Origin of the sequence: Arsukibacterium sp. UBA5043 (assembly GCA_002415085.1) — a bacterium.
Taxonomy (GTDB): domain Bacteria; phylum Pseudomonadota; class Gammaproteobacteria; order Enterobacterales; family Alteromonadaceae; genus Alishewanella.
In genome coordinates, this window is the sequence record DIBV01000017.1 from 400078 (window position 1) to 412798 (window position 12721).

14 protein-coding genes are annotated in these 12721 nt (G+C 49.9%); all 14 read right to left on the bottom strand.

Features of this window, described 5'->3' with window-relative positions:
* Position 1 precedes the first annotated feature (1 nt).
* Positions 2-775, bottom strand: a complete 774-nt coding sequence (gene fliR, locus B2Q61_RS15770; RefSeq protein WP_290617500.1) for a flagellar biosynthetic protein FliR — start codon at positions 773-775, stop codon at positions 2-4.
* Entirely contained in the window at positions 775-1044 is a 270-nt protein-coding gene (gene fliQ, locus B2Q61_RS15775; protein WP_290617502.1) for a flagellar biosynthesis protein FliQ, read from the bottom strand. The genes fliR and fliQ overlap by 1 nt, the downstream gene beginning before the upstream one ends.
* The gene (fliP, locus tag B2Q61_RS15780; RefSeq protein ID WP_290617504.1) at positions 1041-1784 is read right to left on the bottom strand and encodes a flagellar type III secretion system pore protein FliP; all 744 of its coding nucleotides are present in this window, start codon (positions 1782-1784) and stop codon (positions 1041-1043) included. Before fliP ends, fliQ begins: the two co-directional genes overlap by 4 nt.
* Before the next feature lie 6 nt (positions 1785-1790).
* Positions 1791-2360 carry a flagellar biosynthetic protein FliO gene (gene fliO, locus B2Q61_RS15785; RefSeq protein ID WP_290617506.1) on the bottom strand — a complete coding sequence of 190 codons (570 nt, stop codon included), beginning with the start codon at positions 2358-2360 and terminating at the stop codon, positions 1791-1793.
* Entirely contained in the window at positions 2360-2749 is a 390-nt protein-coding gene (fliN, locus tag B2Q61_RS15790; RefSeq protein WP_290617508.1) for a flagellar motor switch protein FliN, read from the bottom strand. The genes fliO and fliN overlap by 1 nt, the downstream gene beginning before the upstream one ends.
* 4 nt (positions 2750-2753) lie before the next feature.
* On the bottom strand, positions 2754-3842 hold the full coding sequence (gene fliM / locus B2Q61_RS15795; protein WP_290617510.1) for a flagellar motor switch protein FliM: 1089 nt from the start codon (positions 3840-3842) through the stop codon (positions 2754-2756).
* A 12-nt stretch (positions 3843-3854) separates the two neighbouring features.
* Positions 3855-4385, bottom strand: coding sequence for a flagellar basal body-associated protein FliL (gene fliL, locus B2Q61_RS15800; protein WP_290617512.1), 531 nt, complete (start codon positions 4383-4385; stop codon positions 3855-3857).
* A gap of 141 nt (positions 4386-4526) precedes the next feature.
* Positions 4527-6539 carry a flagellar hook-length control protein FliK gene (locus B2Q61_RS15805; RefSeq protein WP_290617514.1) on the bottom strand — a complete coding sequence of 671 codons (2013 nt, stop codon included), beginning with the start codon at positions 6537-6539 and terminating at the stop codon, positions 4527-4529.
* A 133-nt stretch (positions 6540-6672) separates the two neighbouring features.
* Positions 6673-7128 (bottom strand): flagellar export protein FliJ, encoded by a 456-nt coding sequence (fliJ, locus tag B2Q61_RS15810; protein WP_290617516.1) that lies wholly within the window; start codon positions 7126-7128, stop codon positions 6673-6675.
* Positions 7128-8471: a flagellar protein export ATPase FliI gene (gene fliI / locus B2Q61_RS15815; protein ID WP_290617518.1), complete on the bottom strand. Its 1344-nt coding sequence runs from the start codon at positions 8469-8471 to the stop codon at positions 7128-7130. The genes fliJ and fliI overlap by 1 nt, the downstream gene beginning before the upstream one ends.
* Positions 8464-9414, bottom strand: coding sequence for a flagellar assembly protein FliH (gene fliH, locus B2Q61_RS15820; protein ID WP_290617520.1), 951 nt, complete (start codon positions 9412-9414; stop codon positions 8464-8466). Before fliH ends, fliI begins: the two co-directional genes overlap by 8 nt.
* A 77-nt stretch (positions 9415-9491) precedes the next feature.
* On the bottom strand, positions 9492-10523 hold the full coding sequence (fliG, locus tag B2Q61_RS15825) for a flagellar motor switch protein FliG (protein WP_290617522.1): 1032 nt from the start codon (positions 10521-10523) through the stop codon (positions 9492-9494).
* Entirely contained in the window at positions 10516-12228 is a 1713-nt protein-coding gene (gene fliF, locus B2Q61_RS15830; protein WP_290617524.1) for a flagellar basal-body MS-ring/collar protein FliF, read from the bottom strand. Before fliF ends, fliG begins: the two co-directional genes overlap by 8 nt.
* A gap of 10 nt (positions 12229-12238) precedes the next feature.
* A complete protein-coding gene (gene fliE, locus B2Q61_RS15835) occupies positions 12239-12577 on the bottom strand; it encodes a flagellar hook-basal body complex protein FliE (protein WP_290617526.1) in 339 nt (112 codons plus the stop codon).
* Positions 12578-12721: the final 144 nt, after the last annotated feature.

Below are 12721 nucleotides of genomic sequence, written 5' to 3' on the forward strand. Positions count from 1 at the left end.
GTTAGCAGCCAATAAGCCGGCAGCTATAGTCTATTGCGTGCTGCCATTGCTTGTCGTAGTGGAATAAAAACGTATCCAGCGTCAGCCATAAAATCAGCAAACCTGCCAACATGGTGATCGGAAAACCTATTGAGAAAATATTGAGTTGCGGTGCAGCCCGGGTCATGATGCCGAACGACAAATTAACCACCAACATGGCAACAATTGGCGCCAGGGCAATGGCCAGGGCGGTGGCAAACATCCAGCCACCAAATTCAACAATGGTCCAGTAGCTGCTGACTTCCCACCACTGACCATTAATCGGCAGGGTATCGAAGCTGAACACCAACATCTGGATCATGATCAGGTGCCCATTAAAAATAAAAAATAGTAAGGTGGCCAGGATCAGATAAAACTGGCCTATGGCCGGCACACTGACCCCGCTTGACGGGTCAACCATCGATGCAAACGCCAGACCGGTCTGCGTTGCCAGTAACTGGCCCGCCAGCACAAAAGTAGTAATAAACATTTGCGAGATAAAACCCAGCGCAAAGCCAATCATTAACTGAAAGAATACTTCAACGAACATGGCCGCAGACATTAAATCAGGTGGGGTTACCGGCGGTAGCATCGGCATCATCACTAACGTGATCATCACTACCAGACCGGTTTTAATCCGCATCGGAATATTGCGCGCTCCCATACCGGCCATGATCATCAGCATGCCCGTTACCCGACATAGCGGCAGCATAAAGTCGGCGATAGCCTGCATTAAGGTGCCCAGCGGGAATTCCATCAACTCACCACGGTAGGTATGCTGAGGAATAAGTCATGGGTGTAATCCATAATAATCCGGACAAACCAGTGACCACCAAATATCAAGGCTAACAGGGTGACAATTAACCGCGGTAAAAAGCTTAAGGTTTGTTCGTTAATTGAGGTAGCGGCCTGAAACACCGCGACAATTAAACCCACAAACAATGACGGCAGAATAATGGCACTTACCAGCAAGATGACGATAAACAAGGCATCACGCAATACATCGACAAAGACCTCAGGACTCATGTGCCGACTCCATAACTGGTGGCAAGCGTGCCCATAACTAAAATCCAGCCATCAACCAACACAAACATCATCAGTTTAAACGGCAACGATATAATCATCGGCGATAGCATCATCATCCCCATTGCCATCAGTACACTGGCTACTACCAAATCGATGATCAGAAAAGGGATAAACAGCATAAAGCCGATCTGAAATGCGGTTTTTAATTCACTGGTGATAAATGCCGGGATCACCACGGTTAGTGGATAATCCTGAGGTTGTTCTAACACTTCAATACCGGCAATCTGGGCAAAGGTGTCCAGATCCCTTACCCGGGTCTGATGCAACATAAAGGCTTTAACCGGCACAATAGCCGCATCCAGCGCCTGAACCGGGGTTATCGACTCGGCCAGATAGGGCTGAATCGCCTGCTCATTGACGGTTTTAAATACCGGCGCCATGATAAAAAAGGTTAGAAACAACGTGATGCCGATAAGCACCTGATTAGACGGGGTTTGCTGCAAACCAATGGCCTGACGCAATATCGCCAGCACCACGATAATCCGGGTAAAGCTGGTCATCATAATAACGATGGCGGGAATAAAGCTCAACATCGTCATTAACGCCAGGACCTGCAGCGTTACACTATATTGTTGAGAGCCATCATCATTAGTGGTTACGGTAACAGCCGACAACATACTGTTATCGGCCAGCACCGCAGGGCTGAGTAACAGCAACAACACACACAGCAATCGCAACATAAAAACTTACTTTTTCAGGAATGATTGCAACTGTGTATGAAAGTCTGATGCCAACTTTGTTTCAGGAAGGGAATTTTCTAATTCGAATAGCATATTAATGCTTTGCGGTGTCACGCCAATTACCCGTTGTTTACCTTGTATTTCAATAACTAACAAGCGTTCGCGCTGCCCCAGAGGTACCGAGCAAATAACTTTAACGTGCTGGCTACCGGGCAGGCGTAATGTCAATTTTTTGAATAACCAGCCCAGGCCAACCACCAACAGCAGCACTGCTGCCAGAGAAATGGCGATTTTACCCAGGCTGATGCCGCTGGTGTTTTTTCGCTCAGCAGACGGCTCCTGGCGTTGAAATGGTAAACTTTGCCGCGGTTCTGTCACAGTTTGCGCTGCCACTTCTGACAATGACGCCGCAACCTCTCCTGAACGAGCATCGGCAGCGTCTTTGTCAGATGCGTTTTGCGCAGCCATGTCTTGCTGTTGCGGCTCTGGCGGGTTTGTTTGTGCAGCAGCAATAGCGCTGAATGCCAAATATAATAGCAACAGTACGATCGCAGCGGTTCTTAATAATGACTGCATTAGCGTAGCTTTTTAATCCGTTCAATCTGGCTGATAACATCCGTTAAGCGAATACCAAACTTGTCATTCACCACGACTACTTCACCGTGCGCAATCAGGGTACCGTTGACCAGCACATCTAATGGCTCGCCAGCAACCCGCTCCAGCTCCACAACTGATCCCTGATTTAACTGCAGCAGGTTGCGGATACTAATTTTGGCCCGGCCCACTTCCATTGAAATCGTGACTGGAATGTCCAGAATCGTGTCCAATTTACGCTGCTCATCAACGGTAATATTCGATTTTTCGTCTTTAAGCTCCTCCAAATCAACAGCTTTAGCGCCGTCTTCGCCCTCAGCTTCTGCCATGGCTGCAGCCCATTCATCCATTGTGTCTTTATCGTCTGCCATACTGTTATCCTCTGTCCCGCTCTGTTAAGTTCAGATCGGCTTCTAGTTCCGAAATATCTGCATCGCTATCCAGACGCCTGCCACCTTTGGTAAATACGTGAAGTTCCGATTTAACAGATTCTGGCCGCCTGATCTTCTCAATAATTTTTAATGCCACACTCTCCCGTGACCGACCAAGCTTGGCGCGGTAGGTGGGTAAGTCTTCAATCAATACGGTAATATGCTCTGGTATTTCCACCGGAATAATATCGCCGGCCTTTAATTCCATTACTTCGCGCAACGTTAAATCGACATCAAGCATTTTGGTGGATAAATCCACTTTGACGTCCATAATTTCGTCACGCAGCGCTTTACTCCAGCGTAAATCTGTATCTTCTTTATCACTTTGCACCCCAGCGTCCAGCAGCTCGCGGATGGGCTCCAGCATAGAGTAAGGTAATGCCACATGAAAATCACCGCCACCGCCATCCAGTTCAATATGAAATGAGCTGATCACCACCACTTCTGTCGGGCTGACAATATTAGCCATGGCCGGATTCACTTCTGAGTCGAGATATTCAAACGACACGTCCATCACCGGAGCCCAGGCTTCTTTGTAATCCTCAAAAATAAGTTTCAGCAGCATCTGAATGATTCGCCGCTCGGTCGGGGTAAATTCACGCCCTTCAATTTTGGCATGATAACGTCCGTCGCCGCCAAAAAAGTTATCGACCAGAATAAATACCAGACGTGCTTCCATGGTAATTAAGCCAGTACCCTTAAGTGGCCGGAAACGCACCATATTCAGGCTGGTTGGCACAAATAACGTATGCACGTATTCGCCAAACTTAATCATTTGCACACCATTGATGGAGACTTCGGCGGTGCGACGCATCATATTGAACAAACTGATCCGCATATGGCGGGCAAACCGCTCATTAACCATTTCCAGAGTAGGCATACGACCGCGGACAATACGATCCTGAGACGAGAAATCGTATTCCATGGTAGAACGGCTGCGGCCATCACCGCTGTCGTCAATTTCTTCTTCTTCAACGTCATCAACGCCATGTAACAAGGCATCAATTTCATCTTGCGACAATAAATCGGTCACGATTGCTCACTCTTATTGCATAACAAAACTGGTGAAAAGCACTTCTTCCACCACCACTGATCCTGCAACTTCCAGCAACGCTTGCTGTAAATCACTAAGGGCTTTGTTTTTTAAGGCATCTTTGCCTGTGGTTGTTACCAGCTCGTCAGCATTAGCACTGGCGAAAGAAGCCGTTAAACTGGCCTCTATCAGCGGAATATGCCGAAGTGCTACGGTTTCATTATTACTGCCCCGCACCAGCAGTTGCACTTTTATCTGTACCAGACGATCACGTGCCGAGCCCGGCACATTAAACACAAATGGCCTGGGCATCGCCACGTATAAGGCGTTCCCCTCCGGCCCGCTGGGCTTGCCAGTATCAGCGGCACTCTGCGACACCGCTGTTTCATCGCTGGCAGCAGAGGGCGCGCTTTCGCTTCCCAGAAAGTAAAAGTAAACACCTGCCGCCAGAATGAGTACCACGACCACAGCCATGACCAACAATATTATTTTTTTCAAGCCACTTTTACTTTCGCCTAATTTTAAATCGCCATCGGCTGCCATTTGCACTCCGTTGTTTTAATTTATTCAGGCCATTATGCGCAACCGCCTGCCTTAATGTAAATTTTTTCGCTGTAACTTTTTTTGCGGTAACTTTATTATTCAGGCCCCGCTGGCACTATCGCCGGTAAATGTCACACCGGTTTACGCATAGTAATCAACAATACGTTCACTTAGCTTAACGTCTAACTGCAATGCTGTCGCCTGCTCGTCTAAATGTGGCTCGCTGATTTGCTGACCTGTCCCGGCACTGCCGTTGCGCTGACTACCTGTCTGGCTGTCCCCCTGGCGCTGCTGCTGAACCTGACCTTCACCCAGCTGAATGCCCTGTTGTTGCAGCATTTCACGTAATCTGGGCATCTGCTGCTCTAATAGTTCTTTGGCATGCTGTTGTTGCACAATAAACTGGACTGAAGCCTGCTCCTGCTGCAAATTCACCCGAATTTGCATTTGTCCTAAATCTGCGGGATCGAGTCGGATCTCTGCCACCTGAATATTCTGGCGTACCATCAGGTTAAGCCGCTCTTTTAGCTGACCAGCGGCATCTTGCGACAATAAATTGACCTGCTTTAAGTGCTCGGTAACCGATTTATTGACGCTTTGTGCTTTTGCCCGCTCAGCGCTTTGCTGCGCACCAGCAATGGCAACCGTTGCCGCATCAAGTCTGGCAAGTGCTGCTTCACTCTGAGTCTGGCCTGCCGGGCTGACGATACTGCCAAAGCCACTGACTGCAGTCTCTGCTCTGATACTTCCGGCCGTTATATTAACATCTGTTTTAACCTGTTGAGCTGCTAAATCAGCGTCTTCTGTCAGCATTTGCTTTATCGGTTGGTTACTTTCTGCCAGGCCAGCGCGTTGCTGTGCCCGGGACTGCGCTGAATCTGCTACGGCTGCGGCGCTGGCCAGGGTGCTGGCAGGCTGACCGGCGTCAAGAAGTACCGATTTCTCTGCATTTTCAAAGATGGTTGTTGCTGCTGGGGGCTGAATGTTACCGGCCATGGTTTTTAATTCCGGCGCCGCGGTTGACGATGTCGGTATCCCGGAGGGTATTTCTGCCACTACAGCGTTGTTTGTGCGCAGCGCGGTATCAACGCTCGCTTTCAGTTCAGCAGGCAATTCAACGGCACTATCCGGCTCAGCGCTTTCTACTTGCTGCTTACCTTCTTGTGCAGTATTGCGTTGCCCTGCTGAGGCGATACTTACCTTGGCCGCAGCGGCTGATTTATCGCTGTCAGATTGAGTGCTATTAATACTCTGGGTCGCTTGCTTGCCTGCAATGCCAGTAGCCGCTATTGCATTATTGCTGACATTTGCATCAGCTATAGCGGCTTTATTGCTACTGCTAACCATGTCAGCTGACGACTGAGTTTGAGATTGAGAAGGCTCAGTATCATGGCCAGAGTTCTGATTGGCCAGCGCCTGTTCAGCAAGCTTGATTGCCTTGTCGCTTGCAAACTGGCTATTTTTAAGTTCTTGCTGTGCAGTATCGTCGGCCGCTAACGGGGATTGAGCCGCATCTCTTGCCTGGCCGTTACTTACCGCGGCTAACATTTTCGCTGCGGCGTTGGCAGAATCGACCGGAGTGTCACTCTCGGCAGCATCTTTGCCTGCATTTGCTGTTGCCGGATACACCGGCAATATAAACCACTCGCCTGTTAAAACCTTTTTACCGTCAACGCCGGCTAACGCGCCCGCAGTGATCCCATCAACATCATCAGCTTGTGCCGCATCATCACCATGGGTGACATTCACACCGACGGTATTCGCAGCAGACTGACCTTTTTCAGTAGCGTGCAGCTGAAGCTGTAACCGGGTCTGGCTGGCGAGATCCAGCAATCCGAGTAAGGTGCCAGGCTGGCTTTCATCGGCCAGGCTAAGCTCCGCTTCCGCTGGAATTACTGACGGCTGGGTTTGTGCCGGCCCGCCTGCGGCATGGCCTGCCATGCTGGCAGCCCCTTTGCCTTTTCCGGTGATATGCAAAGCGGCAAAACTTTGCCTGTCGGTTAATTGTTGTTCACCAGACTGATTGAGCAGGCGCCCGAAATCATTTGCAGCACCTGCCTCATCCAGTGCAGCCCCGGCCTGATAGGAAGCGGGCTCTGTGCCAGCAGCCACCTGGCCTGAACTTAAAAAAGAAAGTGACAACAACGGATTCATTATGATCTCCTGATAAGGCAACGGGTTTACCACTATTGCGTTGCTCACTGTGTTACGAAAACGCTTTTGGCTGAACCAGCACTACGCAATAAAACCTATGATACAAAAATCGCGCCAAGTTTAAGAACTACGGTTATGACGACTCCTGTGCCAGCTGGCGGCGGTAAAATTGTTGACCTGCGTATTCATCACTCAGGCTTTGTTGCTGACGTTCAAGCACCTGCAACGCGGCACTGTCTGCCCGTTCAACTAACAGCTCCAGCGCCTTGCGCTTTGTTTGCATTTTTAACCAACTTTGTTTGCGTTGTTCTGCCGCGGCCCTCGCCTGATGTACTACCCGGGCTTGCTGTACCAGCGCCTGATCCAGTTTACCAATAAAATTGACATATTGGCTGTACTGGCGGCTTTGCAAGCCCTGACTGCCCTGGCGCTGGCTTTGTTGGATATATTCGGTACGGTAATTAGCCAGGCCCTGATATTTTTGTTCAGCCTGCTGAAAATACTGCTGTGCCTTAATAAACTGCGCCTGCAGATTATCTTCACGCTCGCGTTGCACTTTAATGATTAAACTAAAACGATGGGCTGCCATCAGCCGGCCATTCGCTGGGCAGGTAATACCTGACTTAGCGCCGTTAAACTTTCATCATAGGGGATAATCGTTTTCATGCCCTGTTGTAAAAAAGCATTAATCTTTGGCATCAGGCCAATTGCCTGATCCAACATCGGATCACTGCCCCGCACATAAGCACCAATTGCGATTAAATCTTTGCTTTGCTGGTAGCTGGCATATAGCTGCTTAACGGCACGGGCAAGTTGCTGATGCTCATTGCTGGTGACAGCAGGCATCACCCGGCTGATCGATTTTTCAATGTCTATCGCCGGAAAATGGCCGCTATCGGCCAGGGTACGGGACAACACAATATGGCCGTCGAGTATGGCTCTGGAGGCGTCCGCAATTGGATCCTGTAAATCGTCGCCTTCTGATAACACAGTATAAAAGGCCGTTATTGAGCCCTGATGGCCGGTGCCATTACCCGCCCGCTCGACCAGTGCCGGTAATTTGGCAAATACCGACGGTGGATAGCCCTTCGTCGCTGGGGGCTCGCCTACTGCCAGGGCAATTTCGCGCTGCGCCTGAGCATAACGGGTGATGGAATCAATCAGTAGCAACACATCCATGCCCTGATCACGAAAATACTCCGCTACCTGCACCGCAGTTTCGCAGCCTTTTAGCCGCATTAACGGCGATACGTCAGCCGGGGCGGCGATCACCACAGATCGTGCTTTACCTTCATCACCCAGAATTTCATCAATAAACTCTTTTACCTCACGGCCACGTTCCCCCACCAGGCCAACTACAATGACATCTGCAGCCGTACCGCGGGTCATCATGCCCAGCAACACGCTTTTACCCACGCCGCTGCCAGCGAATAAGCCCATGCGCTGGCCTTTACCTACGGTAATAATACTGTTAATCGCCCGCACCCCGACATCCAGTGGTTGTTTTACTGGCCGGCGTAGCAACGGATTAATCGGTTTACCTTTGCCTTTGCTAAATTCAGTAGCCTTGATCGGCCCTTTGCCATCCAGCGGTTTACCAACACCATCAATTACCCGGCCCAGCAAATTCAAGGTTAACGGTACGCCTTTATATTGAATTACCGGCGTAACCCTGGCACCGGGTACCACCCCGGCAATATCATCTTGTGGCATCAGAAATAACCGGTCATTAGCAAAGCCGACGACCTCCGCTAAAATAGCGCCGCGGGCACTTTCGACCAGACAGGGCTGACCAATTGCCGCTCTGCAGCCAGTAGCCTCCAGGGTTAAACCCACCACCCGCACCAGATGGCCTGACACCGCCGGCAATGACGGATGAATATACTGCTGCTGTTGCTGCAGCCGTTGTAGCAGGCTGATATTGTCAGTCATGCGGCTTGGGGTCCTGTGATGGCGTTGACGCTTGTCCGGACTGAGCAGGGTTGCCGTCTTCGGTAGCGTTAGGCTTTTCCGCATCAGCTTCTGTCGTTTCGCTCTGAGCATCATCTGCACGAGCGTCGGCAGTATGCTCAGCTGCCTCTGCCAGCTGCAAAAAATGCTCCAGGCTACTGTGGATCCGCTGGTTTATACTGCGGTCAACGCTGGAGCTGTTGCTTTCAACCAGACACCCCCCCTGAGCCACCAGCGGCTCTGAGCGTAACTGCCAGCCGCGCTCTGCTATTTCAGTCTCACCATAATGTTGCTTTACTCTGGCGACATCGGCCGGATTAAGTTTAATAACCATCATGTTAGTTTGCAGTGGTAACGCACTGATGGCTTCTTGTAAGGCTTGTAAAATAACGTTGGAATTAGTGGTAACTTCAACATTGATAACCGACTTTGCCATCGCCAGGGCCAGTTGCACCAGCTCTTGCTCTACCCGGTTATCGATTTTTGCCAGCGGTTGCTGCAACTGATCCAGCAACACGCTTAATTCGGCCCGTAAGGTATCGATTTCAGTCGTACCGTCGGCCAGCCCTTGTTTTTTACCCTCGGCCAGCCCCTGCTTAAGCCCGTCTGAATGGCCTTGCTCACGACCTTCGCTGTAACCTCTGGCAAACCCTTCTTCTTTGCCCTGGAGTATTCCCTCATCGTGGGCAGCCTGGCGCATTTGCTCTATATCATCTGCGGTCAGCGGCTTGATCTCTAGTGCTTCTTCTGCCTCATCATCTGCGGTAATTCTGGTTTCAGGCCGCTGCATATTAAGAGCATTAGTCCGGGTATCCTGACTACGTGCGTCGGCAGTTAAATCTGGCGTATGCCAGTGTTTGATCTGCTCTGATTGGTCAGGATCCGGTGAATAAGGCCGGTTAAGGCTATGCGCGTTTTTAATCATCGCTATTTTCGCTACCTGTTACCGAACACGGCTTATCGTTGCTTAGCACCTTGAGACTGTTACTGCTGTAACGGTTATTACAGGAAGTCATCACCGCCACCACCGCCGAGCATAATTTCACCAGCATCGGATAACCGACGCGCTGTTGACAGTATTTCTTTCTGAGCGGTTTCCACTTCACTCACCCGCACCGGTCCCATCGCTTCTAAATCGTCCTGCAATAATTCAGCCGCACGTTTTGACATGTTTTTCAGAATTTTCTCTTTCAGATTCTCGTCGGTGCCTTTTAATGCTTTCATCAACACGTCTTGCTGGATCTCCCGCAGCAGCACCTGAATACCACGATCATCAACATCCACCAGATTTTCAAACACAAACATCAGATCCTGAATTTGCTGCGCCATCTCTTCGTCGTGTTCGCGGATAGAATCCATCAGCTGGCCTTCCATATTGGTATCCAGGTAGTTGAGGATATCTGCTGCGGCTTTTAAGCCGCCCATTTTCGCTGACTGAGTGCCTGCCTGACCGGCAAATTGTTTTTCCATAATTTCGTTTAATTCCTGTAATGCTGCAGGTTGCACCTCTTCCAGATTAGCGATGCGCATGGTTAAATCCAGCCGCACTTTTTCTGAGAACTGCGATAAAATTTCTGCCGATTGTTCAGGCTCCAGATAAGAAAGCACGATAGTCTGGATTTGCGGGTGCTCGTTGCGAATAATATTAGCAACCTGCTTGGAGTCCATCCATTTCAGGGAATCCAGACCCTTGGCACCGCCACCTAATACAATTTGATCAATCAGGTTAGCAGCCTTCTCTTCGCCCAGCGCCGCCGTCAGAGCTCGTTTAATAAACTCTTCACTCTGGAAGCCGATAGTGCTGAAATTCTGGATCTGGTCAATAAACAGCCGATGCACGGCCGAGATCTTAGCCTGATTTAAATCGGTCATCTGGGCCATCGCCAGACCCACCTTTTGCACTTGCTTTGGCTCCAGGTGTTTTAAAATCTGAGCCGCATCTTCTTCTGACAAGCTAAGTAGCAGAATGGCTGCTTTTTCAACGCCATCAAGCTTACCAACATCAAAGCTCGGTTTTTCTTCAATATTATTCATCTTCAGCCAACCAGTTTTTCACTACCAGAGAGGATAACTCAGGTTCATTGGCAACCAGCGCCCGAACCGCCCGCAGTAAATCTTCATCGCCATGTAAATCTGGCAGCATTAAGGTACCATCCGGCGCAAAGCCCACGGCATTTTCATCGAACGTTGAATTTAGCATATCGATGGTATCATCACCCAGATCTAAACCACTGCTCATCGCTTTATCATCATAAGCATCTTCGGTTTGCTCAGGGTAAATCAGTTTCTTCAGCATGGGCCGGACGATACCTAACATCAAGGCAATAATGATAATACCGCCAATCATCAGACGCAGGATCCGTAAAAACCATTCTTCCTGATAAATAGCCAGTTTCGGCTCTTCTAACAATGCTTCGCGCACAAAGGGAACAGAAATAACTTCTATTGTATCGCCCCGCTGCACATCAAAACCGACACCGCCTTGCAATAAACGGCGAATATTAGCCAGCGACTCCTGAGAGCGCGGCTGCGGTTGGCTCACGCCCTCCGCATTGGGTTCGCCCGGTTCATAATCTACTGCCACCGATACGGACAGGCGACGAATAACCCCGCTTTGCTGTGAGGTATGACTGATCGTTGTGTCTAACTCATAATTTCGGGTAGCTTCTTTATGGTTGCGTCCCGGGATAACCGCTCTGGCATTGTCACCTGTTGCCTCCTCCGGAATAGAGGAATTTAAGGGAGGCTGATTTGATAAGGCTCCCGGAATTCCGCCGTTACCGCCGCCAACACTGCTTTCTTCAATGGTCATTTCGCTGCGAATAGCGGGTAAATCAGGATTAAAACGTTTCTGAGTTTGTTCTACGGCGGTAAAATCCAGCATCAGATCCACCTGGGCGGTGTAGTTACCATAGCCCAGTACGGGCAACAAAATTGAGTCGACCTTCTGCCGATACTCATCTTCCCGGGCGCGTTGTAATTCATGCTCACGGCGCGAACGCGCGGCGCTCCCATCCTGAGAGCCACTATTGAGTAAGCGGCCGCTTTGATCACTTACCGTCACTTTACTTGGTTCCATGCCCTGCACCGCAGAGGCAACCAAATCAACAATGGCGTCAACTTCACTGTCACGAATAACGGTACCACCACGGGCGGTTACCAGCACGGTGGCAGAAGGCGATGCAGCCTGACGGGCAAACACGTTTTCTTTAGGGATGGCCAACAATACCCGGGCTCTTGCCACGCTTTGCAGCTCTTCAATGGTGCGCGCCAGTTGCTGTTCGCGGCTATGTTTCAGCCGCTCCATCTCCAGGCGCTGACTGACCCCGAAACCACTGTCCTGTAATAAAAATTCGGTACCGGCAGAAGGCTCCTGAGTTAAACCGGCCCGCGATAAACCAAGCTTTACGGCCTGATAACGATCTTCCGGTACATAAATAATGTTGCCTTCCAGCTCGTATTCAACTTGCTGGGCATCTAAATGATCAAGGGTTTGGATTAATTCCTGGGTAGCATAGGTACCCAGCGGACGCATTTCGGCCTGACGGGCCCAAAAAAATATTAACACCGCAATGACCAGACAGATCACCAGGGCAATCATCAGGGTAACCTGGCGCATAATATCGACACCGCCAATGGCCCCCAGAAAGCCGGACTTCTGCTCTTGTGATTCAGAGTTATTGGAGCTGTTGTAGTCGTTAGGGCTGATTGCCAGCTCTGTTGATTGATTATCTGCCACGTGCTACCCCTTAAACCGGCATTGACATAATGTCTTTGTACGCTTCAACCATTTTGTTGCGTACCTGAACCGTTGCTTCAAACGCCAGTGACGATTTTTGTGCGGCGATCATTGCCTGCACCAGCGATACATTCGGATCGCCCATTTCAACCCGGGTTCTTAACTCACCTGCCTCTACCTGAGTGGTATTAACGGTTTTTAAAGCATCTTTAAACAGGGTACTGAATTCAGACTGGCTGGGGTTCACTTCGGCCAGTTGATTAACAGGCTTCATCTCGGCCGACAGACTGCGGGCCTGACTGGCCATTGATTGCATTTGGGCGTATAACGCCTGACCTTTAATATCCATAACTGTACCCTGTTAAATAAAGCTTTATTTTCGAAAGCTGGCTATCTGAAGCCTGGCTGCGAGCACCGTGTCAATAAATTGCCAGCGGCTGGCTGCAAGCTTAACTAAGCAGGAGTTATGCCATATTTAAATCAATGATTTTAA